At 68.0% G+C, this 24,142-nt stretch carries 23 protein-coding genes; 18 read left to right on the top strand and 5 right to left on the bottom strand.

The genetic code is table 11. The features are described 5' to 3' along the window. The 11 genes from AC1ECW_RS13880 to AC1ECW_RS13830 form a co-directional block, all read left to right on the top strand. On the top strand, nt 1–771 hold a 771-nt coding region (locus AC1ECW_RS13880; protein ID WP_481202059.1), incomplete at its 5' end, for a DUF2345 domain-containing protein. Next, the gene (locus AC1ECW_RS13875) at nt 768–2,375 is read left to right on the top strand and encodes an alpha/beta hydrolase (protein WP_409703249.1); all 1,608 of its coding nucleotides are present in this window, start codon (nt 768–770) and stop codon (nt 2,373–2,375) included. The genes AC1ECW_RS13880 and AC1ECW_RS13875, both read left to right, overlap by 4 nt. Continuing rightward, nucleotides 2,372–3,496, top strand: coding sequence for a T6SS immunity protein Tli4 family protein (locus tag AC1ECW_RS13870; protein WP_409703246.1), 1,125 nt, complete (start codon nt 2,372–2,374; stop codon nt 3,494–3,496). The genes AC1ECW_RS13875 and AC1ECW_RS13870 overlap by 4 nt, the downstream gene beginning before the upstream one ends. 236 nt (nt 3,497–3,732) lie before the next feature. Next, complete coding sequence (locus tag AC1ECW_RS13865) at nt 3,733–4,287, top strand: DUF4123 domain-containing protein (RefSeq protein ID WP_409703243.1); 555 nt, start codon at nt 3,733–3,735, stop codon at nt 4,285–4,287. Next, nucleotides 4,259–4,522, top strand: a complete 264-nt coding sequence (locus AC1ECW_RS13860) for a hypothetical protein (protein ID WP_409703240.1) — start codon at nt 4,259–4,261, stop codon at nt 4,520–4,522. The genes AC1ECW_RS13865 and AC1ECW_RS13860 overlap by 29 nt, the downstream gene beginning before the upstream one ends. A gap of 93 nt (nt 4,523–4,615) precedes the next feature. After that, nucleotides 4,616–5,143 (top strand): DUF3304 domain-containing protein, encoded by a 528-nt coding sequence (locus AC1ECW_RS13855; RefSeq protein WP_409703237.1) that lies wholly within the window; start codon nt 4,616–4,618, stop codon nt 5,141–5,143. Further along, nucleotides 5,140–6,963: a T6SS phospholipase effector Tle1-like catalytic domain-containing protein gene (locus AC1ECW_RS13850; protein WP_481202058.1), complete on the top strand. Its 1,824-nt coding sequence runs from the start codon at nt 5,140–5,142 to the stop codon at nt 6,961–6,963. Before AC1ECW_RS13855 ends, AC1ECW_RS13850 begins: the two co-directional genes overlap by 4 nt. After that, entirely contained in the window at nt 6,867–7,286 is a 420-nt protein-coding gene (gene trxC, locus AC1ECW_RS13845) for a thioredoxin TrxC (RefSeq protein WP_409703230.1), read from the top strand. The genes AC1ECW_RS13850 and trxC overlap by 97 nt, the downstream gene beginning before the upstream one ends. A gap of 44 nt (nt 7,287–7,330) precedes the next feature. Further along, entirely contained in the window at nt 7,331–8,233 is a 903-nt protein-coding gene (locus AC1ECW_RS13840) for a DMT family transporter (RefSeq protein ID WP_409703227.1), read from the top strand. Between the two features lie 30 nt (nt 8,234–8,263). Further along, a complete protein-coding gene (locus AC1ECW_RS13835) occupies nt 8,264–9,793 on the top strand; it encodes an MFS transporter (protein ID WP_409703224.1) in 1,530 nt (509 codons plus the stop codon). Nucleotides 9,794–9,799: 6 nt separating this feature from the next. After that, nucleotides 9,800–10,738 carry a M48 family metallopeptidase gene (locus tag AC1ECW_RS13830; protein ID WP_409703221.1) on the top strand — a complete coding sequence of 313 codons (939 nt, stop codon included), beginning with the start codon at nt 9,800–9,802 and terminating at the stop codon, nt 10,736–10,738. A 12-nt stretch (nt 10,739–10,750) separates the two neighbouring features. Here the strand turns inward: AC1ECW_RS13830 and AC1ECW_RS13825 are convergent, their stop codons facing one another. The 3 genes from AC1ECW_RS13825 to AC1ECW_RS13815 form a co-directional block, all read right to left on the bottom strand. Then, entirely contained in the window at nt 10,751–11,824 is a 1,074-nt protein-coding gene (locus AC1ECW_RS13825) for an AI-2E family transporter (protein ID WP_409703218.1), read from the bottom strand. 45 nt (nt 11,825–11,869) lie between these two features. Next, nucleotides 11,870–12,508 (bottom strand): MBL fold metallo-hydrolase, encoded by a 639-nt coding sequence (locus AC1ECW_RS13820; protein ID WP_409703215.1) that lies wholly within the window; start codon nt 12,506–12,508, stop codon nt 11,870–11,872. A gap of 112 nt (nt 12,509–12,620) precedes the next feature. Continuing rightward, nucleotides 12,621–13,541, bottom strand: a complete 921-nt coding sequence (locus AC1ECW_RS13815; protein WP_409703212.1) for a porin — start codon at nt 13,539–13,541, stop codon at nt 12,621–12,623. Between the two features lie 379 nt (nt 13,542–13,920). Here AC1ECW_RS13815 and alaC point away from each other — a divergent pair, with 379 nt between their 5' ends. Beyond that, nucleotides 13,921–15,129: an alanine transaminase gene (gene alaC, locus AC1ECW_RS13810; RefSeq protein WP_409703209.1), complete on the top strand. Its 1,209-nt coding sequence runs from the start codon at nt 13,921–13,923 to the stop codon at nt 15,127–15,129. Beyond that, a complete protein-coding gene (locus AC1ECW_RS13805; protein WP_481202057.1) occupies nt 15,126–16,220 on the top strand; it encodes a class I SAM-dependent DNA methyltransferase in 1,095 nt (364 codons plus the stop codon). The genes alaC and AC1ECW_RS13805 overlap by 4 nt, the downstream gene beginning before the upstream one ends. 3 nt (nt 16,221–16,223) lie before the next feature. Here AC1ECW_RS13805 and AC1ECW_RS13800 read toward each other — a convergent pair whose 3' ends face one another. Beyond that, on the bottom strand, nt 16,224–16,973 hold the full coding sequence (locus AC1ECW_RS13800; protein WP_409703203.1) for a UPF0149 family protein: 750 nt from the start codon (nt 16,971–16,973) through the stop codon (nt 16,224–16,226). Between the two features lie 56 nt (nt 16,974–17,029). On the opposite strand from AC1ECW_RS13800, the gene AC1ECW_RS13795 reads away from it, so the two are divergent. Further along, nucleotides 17,030–17,719, top strand: a complete 690-nt coding sequence (locus AC1ECW_RS13795) for a response regulator (RefSeq protein WP_481202056.1) — start codon at nt 17,030–17,032, stop codon at nt 17,717–17,719. A gap of 3 nt (nt 17,720–17,722) precedes the next feature. Next, nucleotides 17,723–19,636 carry a sensor histidine kinase gene (locus AC1ECW_RS13790; protein WP_409703197.1) on the top strand — a complete coding sequence of 638 codons (1,914 nt, stop codon included), beginning with the start codon at nt 17,723–17,725 and terminating at the stop codon, nt 19,634–19,636. Between the two features lie 6 nt (nt 19,637–19,642). Here the strand turns inward: AC1ECW_RS13790 and AC1ECW_RS13785 are convergent, their stop codons facing one another. Next, nucleotides 19,643–20,263 (bottom strand): glutathione S-transferase family protein, encoded by a 621-nt coding sequence (locus tag AC1ECW_RS13785; RefSeq protein ID WP_409703194.1) that lies wholly within the window; start codon nt 20,261–20,263, stop codon nt 19,643–19,645. Nucleotides 20,264–20,396: 133 nt separating this feature from the next. On the opposite strand from AC1ECW_RS13785, the gene AC1ECW_RS13780 reads away from it, so the two are divergent. From AC1ECW_RS13780 to purB, 3 genes are all read left to right on the top strand, one after another. Continuing rightward, entirely contained in the window at nt 20,397–21,686 is a 1,290-nt protein-coding gene (locus AC1ECW_RS13780; RefSeq protein WP_481202055.1) for a YjgN family protein, read from the top strand. Beyond that, complete coding sequence (locus tag AC1ECW_RS13775) at nt 21,673–22,698, top strand: M48 family metallopeptidase (protein ID WP_481202054.1); 1,026 nt, start codon at nt 21,673–21,675, stop codon at nt 22,696–22,698. Before AC1ECW_RS13780 ends, AC1ECW_RS13775 begins: the two co-directional genes overlap by 14 nt. A 69-nt stretch (nt 22,699–22,767) precedes the next feature. Further along, nucleotides 22,768–24,135 carry an adenylosuccinate lyase gene (purB, locus tag AC1ECW_RS13770; protein ID WP_409703186.1) on the top strand — a complete coding sequence of 456 codons (1,368 nt, stop codon included), beginning with the start codon at nt 22,768–22,770 and terminating at the stop codon, nt 24,133–24,135. Nucleotides 24,136–24,142 lie beyond the last annotated feature (7 nt).

The following is a 24,142-nucleotide window of genomic DNA, read 5'->3' as shown; positions in this document are numbered from 1 at the left end:
AGCCTGCAAGGGCGGGTGAGCGCGCGCTGGGACCCCGCCGCCCCATCGGTGGACCCGGCTCCACCCGACGCCGAACTGCCCCACAGCGCCACCGCCCTCGTGCACGCCCAGGCGCGAGCCCAACAAGTCTGGACGGCCGGCCAGGACGTGATCGCCAGCGCCGAGCACAGCGTGCACCTGGGCGCCGGGCAGGACCAGCACCACAGCGCCGGCGGCGCCTGGCGGGTGCACAGCGGCCAAGCCCTGAGCGTGCTGGCCGGTGCGGCGCCGGCCGCTGGCGAATCGTCGGGGCTGAGCCTGGTGGCCGCCCAAGGCGCGGTGCAGCTCCAGGCGCAAAGCGACCGGCTGGAGCTGGCTGCGCAGCAGGCGATGGACATCCAAAGCGCGGCGGCCCACCTGGACGCCACGGCGGCGCGCAGCCTCACCCTGGCCACTGCCGGCGGCGCACGCATCACCCTGAGCGCCCAGGGCCTGCAAGTGCACTGCCCGGGCACCTTGCGCATCCAGGCCGCGCAGATCCGCATGCTCGGGGCGCGCAGCTACGCACACCAGATGAACGCCATGCCGCAGGCGGCGGCCTTTGACGAAGAACTGCAACTGCGCTGGCCTTTCGATGAAACGCCGCTGACACAACGCCGCTACGACCTCACCCGTCCTCAGGCGGGCACGGTGCGCGGCGGCCTCAACGCCAGCGGCCGCACCGGCTTACAAAAAAGCGACTTCTGCGAAGACCTGCAGCTTGCCTTGTTGAACGAAGACCTGCGCTCATGACCGAAGCCCAGCCTCGCGAACGCATCATCCCCGTGCAATACGACTCGCGCGGACGCGCCTACTGGCGCTCGCGCATGAGCCCGCCCGACGACTCCATCGGCGTGTGCTACATGGTGCCCGACCGCATCATCCCCGTCATCTTCGTGCCCGGGGTGATGGGCAGCAATCTCAAACCCAAACAAGAAGGTCCCCGCTGGAGAATGGATTCAGCCTGGGCCGCGGCGTCGTGGATTGGCAAGAGCGCCAAGCAGAGAAAAACATACCTTCGCCCCGAAGCCATGACCGTGGACAACGAGGGCGAGGTACCCACCGACCTGAAGCTGCCGGCCGAGGAGTTCAAGCGCCGCGGCTGGGGCGAGGTGGCGGCGATGAGCTACGGGGCGGCGCTGCGCTGGCTGGAAGCGCATCTGAACGACTACGAGACCTGCAAGCAAGGCTTGCGCGTACACCTGATGTCCCACGGCCTGGGGGCCGAGCAAGGCGAGGCGGTGCTGGGCTATGACGAGGTGCGCCTGAGCTACCGCTACCGGCTGCCGGTGCATGCGTTTGGCTACAACTGGCTGCAAGGCAACGACCAATCCGCCCAGGCCCTGGGCCGGCGCATTGACGAGATCTTGCATCGCTACCACCGCACCGACCGCATGCGCTGCGACAAGGTCATTTTGGTCACGCACAGCATGGGCGGGCTGGTGGCACGCTATTGCTCGGAAGTGCTGGGCTACCGGGACAAGATCTACGGCATCGTGCACGGGGTGATGCCCGCCGTGGGCGCGGCCGCGGTGTACCGGCGCATGAAGGCCGGCACCGAGGGCGGCTGGGGCGTGGCCCAAGTGCTGGGCGCCGATGCGGCCGAGGTGACGGCGGTGCTGTCCAGTGCGCCGGGGCCGCTGCAGTTGCTGCCCAGCGCCGAGTATGGCAACGGCTGGCTGAGAGTGCGCGCCGGGGCTCAAGAAGTGGCCTTGCCGCGAAACGGCGACCCCTACGGCGAGATCTACACCGTGCGCGATGCCTGGTGGGGCCTGTGCGACCAGGAACTCATCAACCCGCTCAACGAGGAAAAAGACCCCGTCAAGCGCAAGCAGCAGATGGAGGCGGATTGGGAGCTTTTCAAAAAGTACATCCGCGATGCAAAAAGGTTCCACCAAAGAATCGCCCACCGCTACCACCCACACACCCACGCCTTTTGCGGCGACAGCGCGCAGCACAAGGCCTATGGCACGGTGAGCTGGCAACGACCCAGCGATGCAGGAGAGCCGCCGCAGCGCTGGATGCACAGCCCCCTGGCTTCGCGGGTGGGTCTGCGTGAGTTCAGCAAGACCGAAGACACCCGCACGGTGCTGCACCCGAGCAGCCGCATCCCGGCCGCCTTCACGATCAGCGCCCCGGACGAGCCCGGCGACGGCACCGTGCCGGCGCGCTCAGGCTTGGCGGTGCGCTCGCACTGCGAGGGTTTCTTGCGCGTGCCTGTCGAGCACGAGCCGGCCTACAACCCCAAGGCAGGCGAGGCCAGCGTCAAAGCTTTGCACTTCACGCTGCGTGCCATCGTGCGGCTGGTGCAGCAGGTGCGACAGTCGGACTACATGATGTACGAGGACTTGAGATGACGCTCACGCGCCGCCGCCTGCTTGCTGCGGCCGCCTGCACCCCGCTGGCGGCCTTGATCGCCTGTTCCCCGCGCACGCCTGCCATGACCCCTGAAGAAGCCCAATTCGTCCACAAGCTCACCGCGCGCATGCGCACGCACTGCATTGGCCGCCACCTCATCGACCTGCCCGAGGCCTTTGTGCTCAACCCGGTGGACCGGGTGGAGATCGAAGGCGTGGAGGTGAGCGTGCGGCCCATGACCAAGACCGTATTCGAGACGCGCTTGCAGCGCCGCACCGAGGAGTTGCAAAAGCAAGTCATCGATGTCATTGACAACGAACCTGTGCTGATGGACGTGCGCGATGTGCCCGTGGGCATCGGCAAGGTTTTCAATCGCGCCGAAAGCTATGCTTATTCGCGCATCTGGGAGCTGATGGCTTGGCAAGACGGCTTTGAGATACAGGCTTCGGTCAAGGCAGTGGACTATTCGTTGGACGAGCCGTTGGCCAATGACCCATCGAACAACTACACCAACGTCGAAGAAAAGTTCACTCACCTGCTGACGTTATACAGCCGCGTGAGGGGGCGGGCGCAGGAGGAGATTCCTCGCGAGCCGGGGGACTGCTTTGCGCATGGGTTCTATCGAGGAGCGCAGGCCGAGGCGGGGCAGTTCTATGTGAACTATCACCTCAAGGATGCGCCGGATGTGTTCGTGCAACTGAGCAGCATCAGCGGTGATGGCAGCAATGTGGCTCGGCCCGAGTCAGGACTGTTGCAAAGACGCTCACAGATCGAGCGGGACACACGCCGTTCTGGCATCGAAATTTTGCGACTCGTGCCACGCAATATCGGGCACGACGGCTATGAAGAATTTGTGGCCCGAGAACCTGCCAAGGTCACTTCCGCGCGAGTCAACGGACACACAGCCGTCGTGCAGACGGACCAAAACGCGCAGGGTGTCGCTCGTCCCTTTCTGACCATTGAGCTTTTCAACGGCCACTACATTCCGTCCCCGCCGCGCAGTCTGGAGGAGCAGGCCATGATTCCCGATTTGACACGGGCCACGCTGAGCGAAGGGCAGGTGCTGGCGTTGTGGGATGCGATCACCGCCACGATCAGGCCGCGGCCCGGGGCGTTGTGAGGGGCTGGCGCGCCGCGCAGCCTCACCCTGGCCACCGCCGGCGGCGCACGCATCACCCTGAGCGCCCAGGGCCTGCAGGTGCACTGCCCGGGCACCTTGCGCATCCAGGCCGCGCAGATCCGCATGCTCGGGGCGAAGCGGGTGCAGCCCTTGATGCCGCGTCTTCCAAACCACCTGTGTCTGGAATGCTTGCTCAAGGCGCTCCAATCCGGCTCGGCGCTGGCCAAGGTGCGGTGATGCGCAGGTTCTACTTTGCGACCGACGGGATTCGGTTCGATGCACTGACCCGCCACCTGGAAGCGTGCTGGGCTGCGAGCGGAGCGCAAGGGTGGTATGCCTTGCTGGATCAGGCGTTCGATGCCCCCAAAGGGTCTCCCGATTGGGGGCTTCCGCGCCACGGGCTCTATGCAGAAACGCCGCTGAACCAACTGTGCGAGTCCGGGCCCCTATTGCTGGAGCTCGGAGGGCCCGGCGTGCTGCGGGGCCCGGCGTTGCGGCAATTGTGGGCGCACACCTTGGGACGCCCGATGCTCAGCTTTCTGAAGGTCGCGCATGGCATCGATGCGCTGCTGAGCGCGTGGCGTCATGCGCTGGAAGTGCGCCTGGATGACGGACAGAGCTTTGTGCTGCGGCTGGCGGACACCCGGGTCCTCGAATACTTGCCGCGATGCCTGAAGCCTGGCCACTGGGCGATGCTCAGGCATCCGGTCGAACAATGGTGGTTCGTCGACCGCACGGGGGGGGCTACAGGCCTTGCCTGGCGTGCAGGCCGGCACCGAACCGGCCGCTGATTTCACCTTGGATGAACAAGAGTGGAGCGCCCTGATCGATGCCGGCTTGCCGGATGCCGTGATCTCCATCCTTCACGACCAAGCCCCCGAACTCCTGCCCCGGGACCGGCGGGCGGCTTTCCATGCCGAGGTGCAGGCCACCTGTGAGCTGGCGCATCGACCGACATGGCATCCAGGCCATGTCAGACCTCGTGGCCTTGACCGCTTCCTGCACGATGCAACCCAGCCTGCGTGAAGACGCGCGCCTGCATCGCCTGCTGGATACTCAGGATCCAACGGCCGCGCCCTTGGCGCAGCGCTTGGCGGCACTGTGGCCGCAGGAGGTGGCATGAGGTCTCGCACCGTCAAATGCTTCAGGGATTTCGGCACACATCGAATCGCCGCGACGTTGATCGCGATGCTGGTTGCCGGATGCGCCGACCGCGACAAGGTCACGATGAGCTACATCGGGGTGAACCATACCGAGACGTACATCGCAACGCTGTACATCAATGGGCAAGGGGGTGTGATGAATGTTTTTCCAATGGGAGGTGGGGGCGTGGTCTGCTGCGTGACGCTGCCACGCCGTTGGAAGCCTGGGCTGACGGTGAAGATCACATGGCGTGAAGAAGGAGACTGGTTGCGTGACGAAAAGGGGCAGCCGGTCATCCGGGAAGGAAAGAAGGTCTTGATCGAAGGCCCTTGGAAGGAGCGCACGGTGGAGGTGCAGCCCTACACGGAAAAGGATCTCGGGGCTGGGCTGCACGTTCACTTCCTGCCGGGCGATCAGGTGTTGGTGAAGGTCAGCAACATTTCTCCTCATCACAAAGACTACAACCCTCCCTACCCGCGCCGCCCAGGTCAGCCATCGCGATGAGCACTAAGAACGCCGAACCTTTCCCTCACAACGGCTTGCGCCACCTGTCGCCGCGCGAGACCCTACAAAGGCTTGATGCGCTGCGCTGCACGCTGCCGCAGCGCATGGAGCCCCGCTGCAGCGGCCAGGTGCATATCGGCCTGTTTTTCGATGGCACGGGCAACAACATGAAGCTGGATTACGAGGATCGGCCGCCCCACCAGCGCAAACACACCTATGTGGTCAAGCTGTTCTTGGCACATCGTCTGGCGCCAAAGGATGGCTACTTCCGCATCTATTTGCCCGGTGTGGGTACACCATTTGCGGAGATCGGCGACAGCGGAGGGACACGTGGAAGAGCTTTTGCTCACAAGGGGGAAGATCGAATCACCTGGGCGTTATTGCAGGTGCTGAATACCGTGCATGAGTATGTGCGCGGAGCCAGACTAATGGACGACACACGCACCGCCCACATCGCCCAAACGCTCGCCAGCATTGGCAGCCCGGCGGCACAGCGACGCACGGCCTTGCAGACGTGGCAGCGCCATCTGGCGGGGGCGCTGGAGGGCCAGTTGCCCAGGGTGGAGCAGATCAACCTGTCGGTGTTCGGCTTTTCGAGAGGGGCGGCGGCGGCCCGGGCTTTCGTCAACTGGCTGTTCGAGGTGTGCACGCCTGCCCATGGAGGGTGGACCTTCGCCGGGATTCCCCTGCGGGTCGGCTTCATGGGCCTGTTCGACACGGTGGCCTCGGTGGGCATGGCCAACCTCTTTGACAACGGCGTGCTGACCGGCCACCAGGCCTGGGCGGACGGCAGCATGGACATCCACCATGCCGTGGAGCAGTGCGTGCACTATGTGGCCGGCCATGAGGTGCGCGCTTGCTTCCCGCTGGATTCCGTGCGCACCGGCCACCAGTACCCGGCCAATGCCAAGGAGGTGATGTTTCCGGGGGGCCACTCCGATGTCGGCGGGGGCTATGCCCCCGGCGAACTGGGGGTGTCGCCGAGCCTGGATCGGATGATGGCCATCTTGCCCGGTGTGCGCATGTACCACGAGGCACGGCGTGCGGGGGTGCCGCTGTTGCCTTGGGATGAATTGCGTAAAGACGAACAGGACGGGTTCAGTCCTTCCGATATGTTGATCCAGGACTTCAACGCCTATGTCCGGGCCATGGGGTTCGGGCCGGCCCCAGTGGAGCAGTTGCATCGCCGGCACATGGGGGCCTATTTCCACCACCGGTTCAGGCAGCGCCACACCTTCCGGCAGCGCGCGCCTTACACACGCGCCTCGCGCCAGGACCAGCAGGCGCTCGAACACACCCAGGACTGCCTCATCCGCCGGCTGGCCACCCTGGGGGGCGGCCACCCGTTGGAGCCGCACTATCAGCCGCAACGCGCGGTTCAGTTGCATCAGGCGATGCACAAGGCCGCAGGCCTGCAACCCAGCCGGGCCGATCGGTATGTCTATGAGGTGGTCGAGTACATGCTCGCTTCGCCTGTGGCGCCCGAGGTCGAACACTTCTTCGACCACTATGTCCACGACTCCATGGCTGGGTTCAAGGAGCAACTGAACGAATATGCCAAGAACGGCATCGGCTTCGTGAAGTTCCGCACGGTGTTTCAAGGGGGCATTGAGCGTGCGGGCACCACCGGGCAGGCCTGCGGTCTGACGTGCGCCGGCGGCCCCCGTCACTTGTATTTCGACAGGCCGTCTCCATCTCCCAGGCAGAACCCCCGGAGGCTTTCATGCTCATCGCCTGCCCCCACTGCCTCACCCTCAACCGCGTGCCTGAGGAGCGCTTGGGCGATGCGCCGGTGTGCGGGCAGTGCAAGCGCCCTCTGATGCCGGCCGAACCTGTTGCCTTGACCGATGCCAGCTTCGATGCCGTGGTCTCTCGCACCGAGCTGCCGGTGCTGGTGGACTTCTGGGCGCCCTGGTGCGCTCCGTGCCGGATGATGGCGCCTCAGTTCGAGCAGGCCGCACGCGAGCTGGGCGGCCGGGTGCTGTTCGCCAAGGTCAACAGCGACGAGAACCCCAAAACGTCGGTACGCCATCGCATCCGCAGCCTCCCGACGATGGTGTTGCTGCAAGGCGGCCAGGAGCTGCGGCGCATCTCGGGGGCGATGGGTGCACGCGATCTGGTGCGCTGGCTGCAGTCCGGGTGAACGCCGCCTGAGCGCAGCGCCCCGGAAGGCGGCACAATCATCGGATGATTGAGCGCCGCTCCCATCTCGATTCCCGTGCGATCACGCTGTTGCTGGGCTGCTGCCTGCTGTGGGGCCTGCAGCAGATCGTCGTCAAGGCCACCTTGCCGCTGATGCCGCCGATGGCCCAGGCGGGGCTGCGCTCGGGCCTCGCGGCGCTGCTGGTGTGGGCCTGGGCGTCGTGGCGCGGCATTGCGCTGTTCTCACGCGACGGGACGTGGTGGCCGGGGTTGCTGGCCGGTGCGCTCTTTGCCGCCGAGTTCGTGTGCATCTACATCGGCCTGGGCCACACGGCGGCCTCGCGGCTGGTGGTGCTGCTGTACCTCTCGCCGTTTGTGGTGGCCGCAGGCATGCCCTTCATCAGTGCGGCCGAGCGCCTGTCGATGCGCCAGATGGCCGGCCTGGGCCTGGGCTTTGCGGCGGTGGTGCTGGCCTTCAGCGAGGGGTTGAGCGGTGCGGCCGCGCCGGCCGGCTCCACGCAGTGGCTGGGCGATGCGCTGGCGGTGCTGGCGGCGCTGCTGTGGGGCGCCACGACGCTGGCCATCCGCGCCACCCGCCTGGCCACGGCTTCGCCGGAAAAGACGCTGTTCTATCAGCTTGCCGTGTCGGGTGGGGTGCTGACGGCGCTGTCGCTGCTCACGGGCGAGTCCTGGGCGCTGCCATGGGCCGGCGCGGCCTTGTGGGGTTCGATGTTCTTCCAGGCCGTCGTCGTGGCCTTCGCGAGCTACCTGGTGTGGTTCTGGCTGATCCGTCACTACCCGGCCACGCGGCTGGCCTCGTTCACTTTTCTCACCCCGTTGTTCGGCCTGGTGATGGGCTGGCTGCTGCTGGACGAGGCGATCACGCTGCGCCTGGCGCTGGCCTTGTGTGGCGTCGCGGTGGGCATCTGGCTGGTGAACCGCCGGTGAGGGGCGATCGGTCCTCCCTAGAATGGCCGCATGACCGATCAACCCAAGCCGGCCGGTGAGCCCTCACCCACCTCTGTCTATCGACGCAAGCTCTTCTGGGTGGCCCTGCTGTACTTCTCCGAAGGTTTGCCGCTGGGGGTTTTCTACGACATCTTTCCGGTGTACTTCCGCCAGCAGGGCGTGAACCTGGCCGACATCGGCCTGCTCAGCCTGCTGGGCTTGGCCTGGACGGTGAAGTTCCTGTGGGCGCCAGCGGTGGACTGGGTGCGCCGTCACCGCGGGTGGGTGGCGGGCGCGAACTTCGGCATGGCCGCGGTGATGGGCCTGTTCGCCAGCGAACTGGGCTTCGGGCCCTGGGTGTGGGTGGCCATCGGTGCGTTCACGATGCTCTCGGCCACCAACGACATCGCCACCGACGGCTACACCATCGAGCTGCTCACGCGCAAGGAGTACGGCCTGGCCAATGGCTTTCGCATCGGTTTTTACCGTGTGGGCATGCTCACTGCGGGCGCGCTGCTGATGGTGTCGGGCTGGTTCGGCTGGTCGATGGCCTACCTGCTGGGGGCGGCCGTCTTCGTGGGCAACGGACTGATCGTGCTGTTCGCGCCGCGCGAGCCGGTGCGTCCGGGCACGCCGCCGGGCAGCGTGGCCACGGAACTGCGCCTGCTGCGCCAGCAACCGCTGTGGGCGCTGGCGCTGGCGCTGGTGCTCGCGGGCCTGCTGTGGCCGGTGCTGGGGCCGTTGGCCCGCACCGCGGGCTGGGAGGCCGTGGTGGCGGTCAGTGGCACTTGGTGGTTTCGTGGTGCGATCCCCGTGGGCCTGATGTTCATGGGCGCCGGCCTGATGGTGACGGCGGCCCATGGCCCGCGCGCGGCGCTGATGCGCAATGGCCCGGTCTTCGGTGCCTGGGTGGAGTTGCTCTCGCGCCCGGGCATGGTGGCCATCATCTTGTTCATTCTGTTGTTCAAGCTGGGCGATGCGGCGATGGGCTTCATGGTCAAGCCCTTCTGGGTGGACAGCGGCTTTTCGAACCAGCAGATCGGGCTGGTCAGCGTCAATCTGGGATTGGGGCTGTCGATCGCCGGCGGCCTGGTGGGCGGCTGGTATGTGGACCGCGCGGGCATCTTCAAGGGTTTGTGGGTGTTGGGCCTGTGGCAGGCCCTGTCCAACCTGGGCTATGCCGCGGCCGCCTGGGTGGTGCCGCGCGTGCTGCCCGGCGCCGATGGCATCGTGCAGCCGGCGGATCTGCCGCTGGTCCATCAGGCGGCGGTGTATGCCGCCAGCGCCCTGGAGAGTTTCACCGGCGGGCTGGGCACCGGGGCCTTTCTTGCTTTCCTGATGGCCATCACCAGCCGCGCCAAGGCCACCACCGAATATGCGATCCTCTCGTCGATCTTCGCCTTCAGCCGCGCCGTGGCCGGCTGGGCCGGCGGCATCGGGGCGCAGGAGATGGGCTATGCGGCCTACTTCTTCCTGACCTTCTGGCTGTCCTTCCCGGCCTATGTGCTGCTGGGCAAGGTGCGCGCGATGCTGGAACAACAGGAACGCCAGGAAGTCTGAGGCTGCATGGACGATCTGCACCCCCGCACCGATGAACGCGCCCACTGTGCGCTGTGCCAGGCGATGGCTGCCGTGGCCGCGGCCGGGTCGGGGCGTCTGGCGCCGGCCCAGCCTGGGCGGCGACTGTTCACCGGCGCCCTCGTGACCGCCGGCCTGGCGGCGACGCTGCCCGCCGTGGCCCAGCGCGACGGCGTGGACGTGGGGGGCACCTCAGGCTTCACGCGGCTGGTGAGCGCCGAGCAGATCGAGCAGGCCGCGGCGCAGCAGTACCGCCAGATGCTGCGCGAGGCCCAGGCGCAACGGGCCTTGGCGGGCCCCGAGCATCCGCAGCTCGTGCGCCTGCGCTTCATCGCCGAGCGCATGATCCCGCATGCCCATCCCTGGAATGCGCGTTCGCGCCAGTGGCAGTGGGAAGTCCACCTGATCGGCTCCAAGCAGATCAATGCCTTTTGCATGCCGGGCGGCAAGATCGCCTTCTACTCGGGCATCTTGCAACAGCTCAAGCTGACGGACGACGAAGTGGCGATGATCATGGGCCACGAGATGGCCCACGCGCTGCGCGAGCATGCGCGCGAACGCATGGGCAAGACGGCAGCCACCCGGCTGGGGGCCGGGCTGATTTCCAGTCTGCTGGGTTTGGGCCATGCCGGCGACTTGCTCTTGAACATGGGCGCCCAGCTGCTCACACTCAAGTTCAGCCGCGAGAACGAGACCGAGGCCGACCTCGTCGGCCTGGACCTGGGCGCGCGCACCGGCTACGACCCGCGCGCCGGCGTGAGCCTGTGGAACAAGATGATGCAGGCCAGCAAGGGCGCGCCGCCGCAGTTCCTGTCCACCCACCCGGCCGGGGATACCCGCATCCGCGAGATCGAGTCGGTGCTGCCCCGCGTGTTGCCCCTGTACGAGCGCGCGCCGCGTCCGCAGCGCCGCTTCGACCCGGCCTGAGCGGCGCTCGGCTCAGCCGTCCTCGCGCGGCGCAGGGGCCGTGCCTGCCGGCGCGGTGAAGAGGTCCCAGGCGGCCACGAACAGCGCGGCCACCAGCGGTCCGATCACGAAGCCGTTGATCCCGAAGATCGACATGCCGCCCAGCGTGGACACCAACACCAGGTAGTCGGGCAGCTTGGTGTCCTTGCCCACCAGGATGGGGCGCAGCAGGTTGTCCACGAGGCCGATCACGAACACCCCGAAGGCGATGAGCACCACGGCCTGTACGAAGCTGCCGGTGGCCAGGAAGTAGATCGCCACCGGCCCCCAGATCAGACTGGCCCCCACCGCTGGCAGCAGCGACAGGAAGGCCATCAGCGTGGCCCACAGCACGGCGCCCTGGATGCCCAGGATCCAGAAGATCAGGCCGCCCAGCGCCCCTTGAGTGACGGCCACGACGACGTTGCCCTTGACGGTGGCGCGGATCACGGTGGCGAACTTGGCCAGCAGGTCACGCTTGTGGGCCTCGTCCAGCGGCAGGGCCTGGCGGATGCGCGCCGACAGGGCCTGGCCGTCGCGCAGCAGGAAGAACAGCAGGTACAGCATGATGCCCAGGCTCACGACGAAGTGCACCGTGTTCTGGCCGATCGCCAAGGCCTGCGTGGCGATGAACTGGCTGATCTGTGCGGCGGCCGAGGCCAGGCGGTCCTGCACGGCGGCCACGTCGCCCAGGTCGAGGCGGTCCAGCCAGTCGTCGAGCCAGGGCGGAAGGACGTCGAGCACCTGCTGCAGGTAGCGGCCGAAGTCGAGCTCGCCGCTGCGCAGCCGCGCCACCAGCGCGGCGGCCTCCCGCACCAGGGAAGCCGTGATCAGCGCCACCGGCAGGATCACGATGAGCAGGCACACCGCCAGCGTGGCCAGCGCGGCCAGGTTCGGGCGCTGCGGCATGCGGCGCAGCAACCGCCGGTGCAGCGGCATGAACAGCAGCGCCAGGATGGCGCCCCAGAACACGGCACCGTAGAACGGCCACAGAATGGCCAGGAAGGCCAGGCTCACCCCGAGCAGCAGGGCCAGGAAGATCTTGCGGTGCAGGTCGGCGGTGTTCATGGGCAGGGCGTCACGCGGGACAGGTGCGCCGATTGTGCGCCACCTTCAGGTGCCTCCCACGAAGGGATTGGTGCGCCGCTCCTGCCCGAAGCTGCTCTCGGGGCCGTGGCCCGGGATGAAGATCACATCGTCACCCATCGGCCACAGGCGCTGGGTGATGGCGTCGATCAGGGTCTGATGGTCGCCCCCGGGGAAGTCGGTGCGGCCGATGCTGCCGGCAAAGAGCACGTCGCCCACGAAGGCGCGCCGGGCCTGCGGCGAGAAGAACACCACATGGCCGGGCGTGTGCCCGGGGCAGTGGCGCACCTGCAGCGTGCAGTTCCCGAGGGTCACGGTGTCGCCGTCGTGCAGCCAGCGCGTGGGGGTGAAGCGTTCGCTGGGCGGGAAGCCGAACATCGCGCCCTGCTGGGGCAGCGCGTCGATCCAGAACTGATCGCCTTCATGCGGGCCGATGATGGGCAGCCCCTGCTCGCGGGCGAGCTGGGCCGCAGCCCCGGCGTGGTCGATGTGGGCGTGGGTGAGCCAGATCTGCTCCAGTGTGACGCCCAGGCGCTCGGCCTGGGCCAGCAGGCGCGGCAGCTCGCCGCCCGGGTCGATGATGGCGGCGCGCTTCGTGTCGTCGCACCAGACGATGGAGCAGTTTTGTTGGAAGGGGGTGACGGGGACGGTGTGGTAGCGCAGCATGGGCGCAACCTTAGCCGAAAGCCGGCCCGCATGAAAAAAGGGCCCCTGTCGCCAGGGGCCCTGAAATCTCTCGAGGGCAGATGCCCCCAGGAGATAGTTGCAAACCTTGCGATCAGAAGTTGTGCTTCAGGCCGAAATCGACGCCGGTTTTGTGGTCAGACAGCTCGCGGTCGTTGGCCACGTCGAAGTACACCGTGGTGCGCTTGGACAGGGCGTAGTGGTAGCCAATGGCGAACTTGCTGGAGACATCGCTGTCCGGATCGACCTCCTCGAGCTTGCCGTAGGCCAGTTTGACCTCGCCGGCGCCCACCGGGGCAGTGGCACCGATCATGTAGCTGCGGTGCTTGTCGGCACCGGTTTCCGGCGTGCCTTGCCCGTACGCGCCCACCAGGCGGAAGGCGCCGAAGTCGTAGCCAGCGGTGACCAGGTGCCAGGTGTTGTCGTCCACGCCGGACTTGTTGTAGCCATACGCCAGCGACAGCGGGCCCGCGCCATACGACAGGTTCACCCCGTAGAAGTCTTCGCCGGTGTCGGCTTCATCCAGGGCGTACTGTGCCTGCACGCGCAGCCCGCCGAAGCTGGGCGAGGAATAGGTGATGGAGTTGTCCTGGCGCGTGGGCAGGATGCCACCAAACAGGATGGGCTCCATCTTGCCCACGGTATCGCCGCCCCACGGATCGGCACGGTTGGCGATGTTGCGCGCCGGGGTGTATTCGCGGCCCAGCACGACCTGACCAAAACCGCCTTCCAAGCCCACCACCGAACGGCCAGCCCAGAAGGTGCTGTCGGCAGCGCCGGTGTCAGCCTTGAAGCGGTGCTCGATGTTGAACAGGGCCTTCAGGCCACCGCCCAGGTCTTCCACGCCACGCACGCCCAGGCGGCTGCCCGAGCCTTGCTCCAAACGCGTGATGTCGTCGCCCAGGCCGTACTTCAGGCCCAGGTCGACACGGCCGTACAGCGTGACGCTGGATTGAGCCTGAGCCGCGGCGGCCAGGCCGCCAAGCACGGCGAGCGCGATGAGCGATTTCTTCATGTCTTCTACCTCAGGGATGGGTTGACGTTCCGGGCGCTTTGCTGCGGCCCGGACGCTCGCGGGGGAACGCGACGCGCCGGCCGAAGTGAACCAGGGTAAACCCCGAAAACTCAGTAGAAACCCCAGTGTCAAGAACGGGTTTGCGCTGCATGCAACAGGCCCTCGGAGGCCGTGAAACCCTTGGACGAGGGCCCGCATCCCCTGTCTGAATGCGGGTTGTCGGCCGATCGGGCGGGTTGGTGTGAGCGATCGTTGCGGATTTGGCAATGGTCCATTGCCCGGACATGTCCGCTGTGCTGATAGCATGCGAACAAGCCGCACGATCGGGTGCGGCCCACGTCGCTCGGACGGTTCCGGGCGCTCACGTTGAAAGGCCTCCATGACCCGCACTGCAGGTCAGCGCCGCTTTGCGCGCATCGACCGTCTCCCCCCCTACGTCTTCAACATCACGGCCGAGCTCAAACTCGCCGCCCGCCGCCGTGGTGAGGACATCATCGACATGAGCATGGGCAACCCCGATGGTGCGACGCCGGCGCACATCGTGGCCAAGCTCGCCGAGGTGGCCCAGCGGCCCGACACCCATGGCTACTCGGCCTCGCGGGGCATCCCGCGCCTGCGCCGCGCCATCGCGCATTGGTATCAAGGACGCTACGGCGTGGACATCGACCCCGAGCGTGAGGCCATCGTCACCATCGGCTCCAAAGAGGGCCTGGCCCACCTGATGCTGGCCGCGCTGGACCGCGGCGACACCGTGCTCGTGCCCGACCCGAGCTATCCCATCCACATCTATGGCGCGGTGATCGCAGGCGCCGACATCCGCTCGGTGCCGATGGTGCCCGGTGTGGACTTCTTCGCCGAACTGGAGCGCGCCATCCGTGGCAGCTACCCCAAGCCCAAGATGATGGTGCTGGGCTTCCCGAGCAACCCCACCGCACAATGCGTGGAACTCGACTTCTTCGAGCGCGTGATCGCGCTGGCCAAGAAGCACGAGATCCTCGTCGTGCACGACCTGGCCTATGCCGACATCGTCTTCGACGGCTGGAAGGCGCCTTCCATCATGCAGGTACCCGGCGCCAAGGATGTGGCGGTGGAGTTCTTCACGCTGAGCAAGAGCTACAACATGGCCGGCTGGCGTGTGGGCTTCATGGTGGGCAATGCCGACTTGGTGGCCGCGCTCGCGCGCATCAAGAGCTACCACGACTACGGCAGCTTCACGCCTGTGCAGGTGGCTGCCATCGCCGCGCTGGAAGGCGACCAGCAGTGCGTGAAGGACATCGCCGCGCAATACCAGCGCCGCCGCGACGTGCTGGTCAAGGGCCTGCACGAGGCCGGCTGGCCGGTCGAGACTCCCAAGGCCTCGATGTACATCTGGGCGCGCATCCCCGAGCGCTACCGCGAGCTCGGCTCGCTGGAGTTTTCCAAGCAGCTGCTGGCGCGTGCCAAGGTCTGTGTCTCGCCGGGCATCGGCTTCGGCGACCATGGCGACGACCATGTGCGCTTTGCCCTCATCGAAAACGAATCGCGCATCCGCCAGGCGGTCCGCGGCATCAAGGCCATGTTCAAGGCCGACGGAGTGATCCCCGCATGAGCGAGCCCTTTGAACGCGCCAAGGCGCTCTTCTTCGACGGCCTGGCCCACCTGGAGTCCGGCCGGCTGATCGAGGCCGAACAAGCCTTCAGCGAATCGCTCGCGCTGGTGCCGGGCCGAGCGTCCACGCTGAGCAACCTGGGCGTCGTGCGCCGCCGCCTGGGCCGACTCGACGGGGCTTTGGCCGCCTTCGACGAGCTCGTGCGCGTGCAACCCGAGCAGGCCGAGGCCTGGCTGTGCCGCGGCGAAGTGCTGCTGCAGCTCGATCGCCACGAGGAGGCCCTGGCCGATTACGACCGCTGCCTGGCTATCGACCCGAACCGTGCGCTGGCCTGGAGCCGGCGCGGCAGCCTCCTGCGCCTGGCCGGGCGCCTGGAGGAAGCCGCCGATGCTTTCAAGCGAGCCCTCACGCTTGGCGACGACTCCGAGACCACGCGCTACTTCCTCGCGTCGGTGGCTGAGCGCCAGGCCCCGCCGGCGGTGGCGCCGGCCGGCTATGTACAAAGCCTGTTCGATGATTACGCCGACGACTTCGACCACCACCTGGTCGACGTGCTGCACTACGACGTGCCGCAGCGCCTGCTCGGCCCTCTGGCCGGGCGGCGCTTTGCCCAGGCGCTGGACCTGGGCTGCGGCACCGGCCTGTGTGCGCCGCTGCTGGCCCCACTGGCCGCAGTGGTCGATGCGGTGGACCTGTCCGAGCGCATGGTGGCCAAGGCGCGCGAGCGCGGCCTGTATCGCGACGTGACCCAGGCCGACCTGGTGGCGCATCTGCAGACGACCGAGCGCCGCTACGACCTCGTGGCGGCGGCCGACGTGTTCATCTACATTGGCGATCTCGCCCCCGTGTTCGCCGGCGTGCGCCGTGTGATCGAGCCCGGGGGCGTGTTTGCCTTCTCTGCCGAGCAGGGGGATGAGGCGCGCGACTTCGTGCTGCGACCGAGCCTCACCTACGGCCATTCATCGAACTACCTGAAGCGGCTCGCCGCCGAGCACGGCTTCGAGGTGGCCGACCTGCAGCCGCACGCTCTACGCGAAGACCAGCGCCGGCCTGTGCCGGGTTGGCTGGTGTGGCTGCGGCAGACCGCTTGAGGGTCAGGCGCCGCCGCCCGGCGCCCCATGGCACTTCTTGTACTTCTTCCCGCTGCCGCAGGGGCAGGGGTCGTTGCGGCCGGGTTCGGGGGGCTTGCGCACGGTGGCCACCGGTTGGCGCGAGGCGCGTTCGCGCCAGAAGTCGCGCAGGTCGTAGACGGCCCATAGGGCATCGGCCAGGCGCTCGTCGGGGCTCATCGCCCGGGCCTCGGGTGGCATCTCGGCCTCGTCGCTGGCCAGGATCTCGAAGAGCTGCAGGCAGCCGTCGACGAACTCGTTGCCGGGGTCGTCGGCCGGCAGCAGCCAGTCGTCCTCGAAGGCGTCCACGCATTGCAGGAAGCCACCGGCCCAGACGGCCCCCAGGCGGGGCCAGCTCTCCGGGGCGCCGCGCTCGGCCTCGGGCGTGTGCTCGCGCACCGCCTCCCAGTCGGTCAGCAGCGGGCTCAGGGCCCGCTCGTCGTCCAGACGCTGCACCGGGGCCTCGATGGCGCGCAGCACCTCGGCGGCTCGGCGGCCGGCCAGCTCAAGAAACTCCTGGCGCTGGGCCTCGTCGGCAAAGGGCGGGGGCTCCCCCAGCAGCACGGGCAGTGCCTCGTCCAGGGTCATGCGCCGCGGCCCGCAGGCCAGGGCGGCGAGGAAGCCGTCGAGCTGCTCCAGGTCGGGCACGGCCTCGTTGCGCTCGGCCAGCGAGTTCAGCAGTTGTTCCAGCCGGTCGAGCTCGGCTTCGGTCAAAGGGGTGTGGGAGGGGGCCATGGGGCGATTGTCGCAGCCCAGCCCCCCAACCGCGGGGCTGCCGGGTGCGGACCTCGTTGATTACCATCGATCATCACTTCGTCGCTGCTGCTCCCTCTGTGCTCACCGTCTACCTGGTCGAGGACGACCCTTTGCTCGCACGCCATGTGCTTGACGCCCTCGCCCAGGCTGACGGGATCGAGTGCGTGGGCCATGCCGACTGCCTGGCCGTGGCGCGCGAGGAGCTGCCCCGGCGCTGCCCGCAGGTGCTGCTGTCCGATCTGGGCCTGCCCGACGGGGACGGCACCGACCTGATCCGCGAGCTCAGCCTGTTCTCGGGCCCGTGGCGGCCGCACATCCTGGTCTACTCTGTCTTCGGCGACGAGGCCAAGGTGATCCATGCGATCGAAGCGGGCGCCGACGGCTATTTCCTCAAGGGCTGTGCGGATCGCGATCTGATCCATGCGGTGCAGCGCGCCGCCGACGGCGAATCGCCGATCTCGCCGGCGATCGCCCGCTACCTGCTCAGGCGCTTTGGCCATGCCGAGTCCGGCCCCTCGGGCTTTGACGGTGCGGCACCGTCGGCCGAGGACCCGCAGCTCAGCCCGCCCGAGCATGCCGTGCTGCGGCTCGTCGCGCAGGGCTACCTGGCCGAGGAGGTGGGCGAGCGCCTCATGATGTCGGCCCACACGGTGGCCACCCATGTGCGCGCCGTCTACGCCAAGCTGCAGGTGGGCCATCGTGCTGCCCTGGGTCTGGCCGGTTGAACCATGAGGGCACGGCGGTGCCGTGGGGTCCGCGGCTGGCTGTGGCTGCTGGCCGGGTTGGCCCTGGTGGGGTTCGGGATGGCCGCCTCGGCGCAGGGTTCCGATGTCCACCGCCTGGTGCAGGCCGAGCTGACCGACCACACCCAGCCTGCGCAGCCGCCCCGCCGTGTGGCGCTGCCCGATGCCTGGGAACACACCGCCCCGCACCGCGACGGCCGGGCGAGCTACCGCCTGGCGCTGCCGGCGCAGGCGCTGGCCGGCGAGCAGCCCGCGATCTTCCTGCGGCGGGTGGGCAACGTCTTTCGGGTGCGCTTCAACGGCGAGCTGGTCCTGTCGGTGGGCGAGGAGCGGCGGCCCCTGCCCAACTATGGCCAGGAGCCCCACCTGCTGCGCCTGCCGCGCCACTTGGTGCGTGCCCAGGGCAACGAGCTGGTGATCGACGTGATCGGCGAGCCGCGCCGCGAAGCCGGGCTGTCCAGCGTCTGGGTGGGGCCGGCCCCGCGACTGGAGCCGATGTACGAGCAGGCGATGAACCTTCAGGTGCGCGGGGCCTGGGTGCTCACCAGCACCAGCGCGACGCTGGGGGCGCTGGCGCTGCTGGTGGCCTGGCGCACGCGCCAGATGGTCTATGGCTGGTTCGGCCTGGGCAATCTGATCTGGGCCTGGCGGGTCAGTGCCTTGCATGTGCACGACCCCGGCATCTGGGCAGGCTTGCTGCACTGGGTTTTCGAGCTGTCGTACTCGCTTTTCGTCGCCTGCATGGGCATGTTCCTGCTGACGTTGGTGCAGCGCGACGGTCCCGTGGCACGTCGGTGGATGGGCAGCTTCGTGGCCGTGGCGGTGGGCCTGTCGCTGGCCAACGCGGTCTTCAACCTGCCGGTGCTGCGCACGGTGCACCTGCTGCTGACCTTGCTGGTGACCGTGATCACGGCCGGCTTCCTGGCGCGCCTGGCCCTGGGCCAGCGCACCCCCACCGGCTGGCTGCTGCTGGCGGCGGCGGCCACCGGCGGTGTCTTCGGGTTGCGCGACTGGATCGTCTTTCGCGTCTGGCACGACTACGAGGCCTACACCTGGACGCGCTATGCCATCCTGGCGCTGATGCTCGTGATGGTGTGGCAGCTCGTCGAGGACTATGCCCGCAGCCTGGCCGCGCAGCGCGAGGCCACGCGGCGGCTGCGCAGCGCGCTCGAAGCCAAGGAGCGCGAGCTCGAGCGCATCTACCAGGAGCGCCGCGACTCGGACCGCCAGCAGGCCGTGATGGCCGAACGCGACCGCCTGCTGCGCGACATGCACGACGGCCTGGGCGGCCGCCTGGTCAGTGCGATCGCGCTGGCCCGGCAGATGCCGCCGGGCGACGGCGACGCCGGTGCGGTGCAGGAATTGCGCATGGCCCTGGACGACTGTCTGACCGAGCTGCGCATCACGCTCGATTCCCTGGAGGCCGAGCAGCACAGCCTGGGCGAGTCGCTGGCCGAGATGCGGTTTCGGCTCGAACCCTCGCTGCGCGCGGCCGGTATCCGGCTGGTGTGGGACGTGCACGACGATGCGCTGGATGCGCGGCTGCCGGCCGGCCACACGCTGCAGATCCTGCGCATCGTGCGCGAGGCCTTCACGAACATCATCAAGCATGCCCAGGCCACGGTGGTGTGGCTCACGCTGGCGCGCGAGGGGCAGCGGCTGCGCATCACCGTGCTCGACAACGGCCTGCGCCAGCGCGCCGCTGCCGGCCAGACCCCGGCGCTGAGCCTGCAAGGCGGCAAGCGCGGCATGGCCAACATGCAGCGCCGCGCTGCGCTGTTGGGCGGCCAGGTGGAGGTGGGCCCGCACCCCGAGGGCTGGCAGGTGGATCTGCGCTTTCCGGTGCCTGCCCCGAGCGAGGCGCCACCAGACTCCGCCCTCGGCGGTGCCGTCGTATGACGACGCTCAGGCCTTCGGCGGGGCGGTGTCGATGAAGCTCTGGCGCTGGGCCAGCTTCTCGTACAGACGGGCGAGGTTGGGATAGGGTTCGCGCCAGTCGATCTGAGGGAAGCGGAAGTCGAGGTAGCCCAGCGCCACGCCCACCGCGATGTCGGCCAGCGTGAAGTGGATGCCGGTGCACCAGACTTTCTCGCCCAGGCCCAGGCTCATGGCCTTCAGGGCGGCGTGCACCTTGGCCAAGTGGCGGTCGATCCAGGCGGGGCTGCGCTGAGCCTCGGTGCGGCCGGGCCAGGTCTGTTCCAGCCGCACGGCGATGCTGGCGTCGAGCAGGCCATCGCCCAGGGCCTCCCAGGTGCGCACTTCGACCCGCTCGCGGCCCGAGGCCGGAATCAGCCGGCCCACCGGCGAGAGCGTGTCCAGGTACTCCACGATGACGCGCGAATCGAAGACCGCTTCGCCGCCTTCCATCACGAGGCAGGGCACCTTGCCCAGCGGGTTGGAGGCCGTGATCCGGGTCTCGGCCGACCAGACATCTTCCAGTTCCAGGCGATAGTCGAGTTTCTTCTCGGCCATCACGATGCGCACCTTGCGCACATAGGGGCTGGTCAGCGATCCGATGAGTTTCATGGGGGTTCCAGGTCAGACGAGCACTGCGAGCGATTCTAGCGAGCGCGCCTTCGCGGCATGGTGCTACAGTTCCCCCCAAACAGGGAGGCGCCTGGCGGACCGCAAGGCCATCGGCGCGCCAGGAGGAACGACCATGGACAACGCCTTTTCGTCGGCGGCCCACGGGGCGCCTGTGCCCTCGGGGGCCCGCATCGACAGCCGCGCCCTGCACGGCGTCGTCAGCTCGATCGGCGGCCCGGGCCCGGCCAACAGCGCCTTCTCGCGCTTGCTGCGTCCCGACCAGGCCCATCACATCCCCCTGGAATTCACCGGCTCGGGCAGCGAGTACTTCCGCCTCTGGATCGTCAACCTGCTGCTCACGCTGGTCACCCTGGGGATCTACTACCCCTGGGCCAAGGTGCGGCGGCTGCGCTACTTTTATGGCAACACCCTGGTGGCCGGCCATGCGCTGGACTTCCATGGCGAGCCCAGGAAGATGCTGCGCGGCTCGGTGCTGGCGGGCCTGCTTTTCATCGTGTATTCCCAGGCGCTGGAGGTCTCGCCGCTGGCTGGGCTGATCGGCGCGGTGCTGGTGGGCGCGCTGTGGCCGCTGCTGCTGCGCGCGGCCCTGCAGTTTCGCACCGCCCACACCAGTTGGCGCGGCTTGCGTTTCGGCTTTGCCGGCAGCACGGCTGAAGCCTACCAAGCACTGGCCGTGCCCTTGGCGCTGTCGCTCGTGCCGTTGGCGCTGATGGCCTATGCGGATGCCGTGCGCAGCGGGCCCGAGGCCGCGTCCGCGGCCTCTGTTGGGCCGCTGGTGCTGGGCGGCGTGTTCGCCGTCTTCCTGGTCACCCTGCCGTATTTCCACTGGCGTCTGAAGAAGTACCAGCACAACCACTACCGGCTCGGGCAGCTCCAGTCCGAGCTGCGCGTGGGGCCGGGGCCGGTCTATGGCGTGTACCTGCGCACCCTGGGGCTGGCTTTGCTGCCGGCGCTGCTGGCCGGCCTGGTCGTGGGCTTGTTGTTCGGCGGCCTGCCAGGCACCGGCCGCGGGGCACCGGTGCTCTTTCTGCTGCTGATGTTCCTGGGCGTGCTCTTCGTGGTGGGGGGACTGTACTTCTACATTGTGGTGCTGCCCTACTTCACGGTGCGCATGCAGAACCTCGTGTGGACCAAGACCGGCAACCGCTACCTGCGCCTGCGCAGCGAGCTCCAGGTTGGGCGCTACCTGGCCTTGCAGTTCAAGAACTACTTGCTGATCCTGCTGACGCTGGGCCTGTACTGGCCCTGGGCGGCGGTGGCCAACCAGCGCATGCGGCTGCAGGCGGTCACGCTGGTCAGCCGGGTCGACCTCGACGAGCTCGTGATGGCCATCCGCCCGAAGGCCGGCGATGCCGCCGCCGAGATGGGCGACGAGCTGATGGGCCTCGATGTCGGCCTCTGAGGTCCGCGGCGACTACTTCGACGGCCGCACGAGCCGGCCCGTCCCGGCCCGTGCGACGCTGGAGCCGCAGGGCCTGCGCCTACAGGGCGAGACCCTGGACCGCGTGGTGCCGCTGGCGCAGGTGCAGTGGCCCGAGCGCACGCGCCATGGCCGGCGCATCGTCCACCTGGCCGACGGCGCCAGTTTCCACGCCGATGACGCTGCGGCCTTCGATGCCTGGCGTGCGGCCGCCGGGCACCGAGGCTCGTGGATCGAGCGCGCCCAGCAGAGCTGGCGCGGTGCGCTGGGGGCCGTGGTCCTGCTGGCGGTGCTGGCCGGTGTGCTCTACCAATGGGGCCTGCCGGCTGCCGCCCGGGGTGTGCTGAGCTTCGTGCCGGCCTCGGTCGATCAGCGCCTGGGCGAATCGGCGCTGCACACCCTGGGGGGCCAGATCCTGCTGCCCAGCACCCTGCCCCCGGCCCAGCAAGAGCACCTCAAGCGCTCCTTCGACCGGGCTGTGGCGGCGGCCTATCCCCCCGGCCAGGCCCCGGCTTACCGCGTGTACTTCCACCGCAGCCGCATCGGCCCCAATGCCTTTGCCCTGCCCGGCGGCCTCATCGTGATGACCGATGAGCTGGTGACGCTGGTCGATGGCGATGTCGAGGTGGTGGTGGGCGTGCTGGCCCATGAACTGGGCCATGTCGAGCACCGCCACGGCATGCGCCTGGTGGTGCAGACCGGTGTGCTTGCGGTGATCACCAGCCTGGCCTTTGGCGACTTCAGCGGCTGGCTGGCCACCGCCCCGGTTGTGCTGGGTCAGGCCGCCTACTCGCGGGCGGCCGAGCGCGAGGCCGACCAGGCCAGCATCCGCATCCTCAAAGCAGCGGGCCTGTCGCCGCTGGCGATGGTGCGCTTCTTCGAGAAGATCGGGGCCCAGGAAGGCGGCCGAGACCGCTCGTTGCTGGGCATCGCCTTTGCCAGCCACCCGGCCGATGCCGAGCGCATCGCCGTCTTTCGCGATGCGGCGCGCTGAAACGCCTGGCTGCGCCCAAGTGCCTAAAATCATGGGTTTTCCCTGACCCGCTCTTGCGGCCTGCCTGCCATGGACCTCTCCACCCTGACCGCCTTGTCGCCGCTCGACGGCCGCTATGCCGCCAAGGTGGCCGCGCTGCGGCCGCTGCTGAGCGAGTTCGGCCTGATGCACCGCCGTGTGCAGGTCGAGGTCGAGTGGTTCATCGCCTTGTCCGATGCCGGCTTTGCCGAATTCAAGCCGCTGAGCGACGGCGCCCGCGCCTACTTGCGTTCGTTGGTGAGCGGCTTTTCGCTGGTCGATGCTCAGGCCATCAAGGACATCGAGAAGACCACCAACCACGACGTGAAGGCGGTCGAGTACTGGATCAAATCGCGCTTCGACGGCCAGCCCGAGCTGCAGGCCGCCAGCGAGTTCGTGCATTTCGCCTGCACCAGCGAAGACATCAACAACACCAGCCATGCGCTGATGCTCAAGGCCGCGCGCGAGCAGGTGCTGCTGCCGGCGCTCGATGGCGTGATCGCCAGCCTGCGCGCCCTGGCCCACGGGCTGGCCGACGTGCCCATGCTCAGCCGCACCCACGGCCAAACCGCCAGCCCCACCACGGTGGGCAAGGAGGTGGCCAACGTGGTGGCCCGCCTGGCGGCTGCGCGCGAGCGCATCGCGCAAGTGAAGCTGCTGGCCAAGATGAACGGTGCGGTGGGCAACTACAACGCCCACCTCGCGGCCTACCCCGAACACGACTGGGAGGCCTTCAGCCGCCGCGTGGTCGAGCAGCAACTGGGCCTCGTCTTCAACCCCTACACCATCCAGATCGAGCCGCACGACTACATGGCGGAGTTGTTCGACGCGGTCACGCGGGCCAACACCATCCTGATCGACTGGTCGCGCGATGTGTGGGGCTACATCAGCCTGGGCTACTTCAAGCAAAAGACCCAAGCGGGCGAGATCGGCTCGTCGACGATGCCGCACAAGGTCAACCCCATCGACTTCGAGAACGCCGAGGGCAACTTCGGCCTGGCCAGCGCGGTGCTCACCCACCTGAGTCAGAAGCTGCCGATCAGTCGCTGGCAGCGCGACCTCACCGATTCGACCGTGCTGCGCAACATGGGGGTGGCGCTGGGCTATGCAGTGCTGGGCTACGACTCGCTCGCGCGCGGCCTGGGCAAGCTGGAGGTGAACCGCGAGGCGCTCGCCGCCGATCTGGACGCTGCCTGGGAGGTGCTGGCCGAGCCCATCCAGACGGTGATGCGCCGCTACGCCTTGCCCAACCCCTACGAGCGCCTGAAGGAGCTCACCCGCGGCAAGGCCATCACGCGCGAGGCCCTTCAGCAGTTCATCCAGGGGCTGGAGCTGCCGCAGGCTGAGAAGGACCGGCTGCTGGCGATGACGCCGGCGGGCTACACCGGCCTGGCCGAGGTGCTGGCGCGACGCATCTGAGCGCCGG

Source organism: Caldimonas hydrothermalis (assembly GCF_056746695.1).
Note: the sequence above shows the minus strand (reverse complement) of the source record. Positions and strands in the feature narration are given on the sequence as shown.

Coding starts and splice junctions, on each gene's coding strand:
- AC1ECW_RS13875 (WP_409703249.1), top strand. CDS start 768: ATGACCGAAGCCCAGCCTCGCGAACGCATCATCCCCGTGCAATACGAC.
- AC1ECW_RS13870 (WP_409703246.1), top strand. CDS start 2,372: ATGACGCTCACGCGCCGCCGCCTGCTTGCTGCGGCCGCCTGCACCCCG.
- AC1ECW_RS13865 (WP_409703243.1), top strand. CDS start 3,733: ATGCGCAGGTTCTACTTTGCGACCGACGGGATTCGGTTCGATGCACTG.
- AC1ECW_RS13855 (WP_409703237.1), top strand. CDS start 4,616: ATGAGGTCTCGCACCGTCAAATGCTTCAGGGATTTCGGCACACATCGA.
- AC1ECW_RS13850 (WP_481202058.1), top strand. CDS start 5,140: ATGAGCACTAAGAACGCCGAACCTTTCCCTCACAACGGCTTGCGCCAC.
- trxC (WP_409703230.1), top strand. CDS start 6,867: ATGCTCATCGCCTGCCCCCACTGCCTCACCCTCAACCGCGTGCCTGAG.
- AC1ECW_RS13840 (WP_409703227.1), top strand. CDS start 7,331: ATGATTGAGCGCCGCTCCCATCTCGATTCCCGTGCGATCACGCTGTTG.
- AC1ECW_RS13835 (WP_409703224.1), top strand. CDS start 8,264: ATGACCGATCAACCCAAGCCGGCCGGTGAGCCCTCACCCACCTCTGTC.
- AC1ECW_RS13830 (WP_409703221.1), top strand. CDS start 9,800: ATGGACGATCTGCACCCCCGCACCGATGAACGCGCCCACTGTGCGCTG.
- AC1ECW_RS13825 (WP_409703218.1), bottom strand. CDS start 11,824: ATGAACACCGCCGACCTGCACCGCAAGATCTTCCTGGCCCTGCTGCTC.
- AC1ECW_RS13820 (WP_409703215.1), bottom strand. CDS start 12,508: ATGCTGCGCTACCACACCGTCCCCGTCACCCCCTTCCAACAAAACTGC.
- AC1ECW_RS13815 (WP_409703212.1), bottom strand. CDS start 13,541: ATGAAGAAATCGCTCATCGCGCTCGCCGTGCTTGGCGGCCTGGCCGCC.
- alaC (WP_409703209.1), top strand. CDS start 13,921: ATGACCCGCACTGCAGGTCAGCGCCGCTTTGCGCGCATCGACCGTCTC.
- AC1ECW_RS13805 (WP_481202057.1), top strand. CDS start 15,126: ATGAGCGAGCCCTTTGAACGCGCCAAGGCGCTCTTCTTCGACGGCCTG.
- AC1ECW_RS13800 (WP_409703203.1), bottom strand. CDS start 16,973: ATGGCCCCCTCCCACACCCCTTTGACCGAAGCCGAGCTCGACCGGCTG.
- AC1ECW_RS13790 (WP_409703197.1), top strand. CDS start 17,723: ATGAGGGCACGGCGGTGCCGTGGGGTCCGCGGCTGGCTGTGGCTGCTG.
- AC1ECW_RS13785 (WP_409703194.1), bottom strand. CDS start 20,263: ATGAAACTCATCGGATCGCTGACCAGCCCCTATGTGCGCAAGGTGCGC.
- AC1ECW_RS13780 (WP_481202055.1), top strand. CDS start 20,397: ATGGACAACGCCTTTTCGTCGGCGGCCCACGGGGCGCCTGTGCCCTCG.
- AC1ECW_RS13775 (WP_481202054.1), top strand. CDS start 21,673: ATGTCGGCCTCTGAGGTCCGCGGCGACTACTTCGACGGCCGCACGAGC.
- purB (WP_409703186.1), top strand. CDS start 22,768: ATGGACCTCTCCACCCTGACCGCCTTGTCGCCGCTCGACGGCCGCTAT.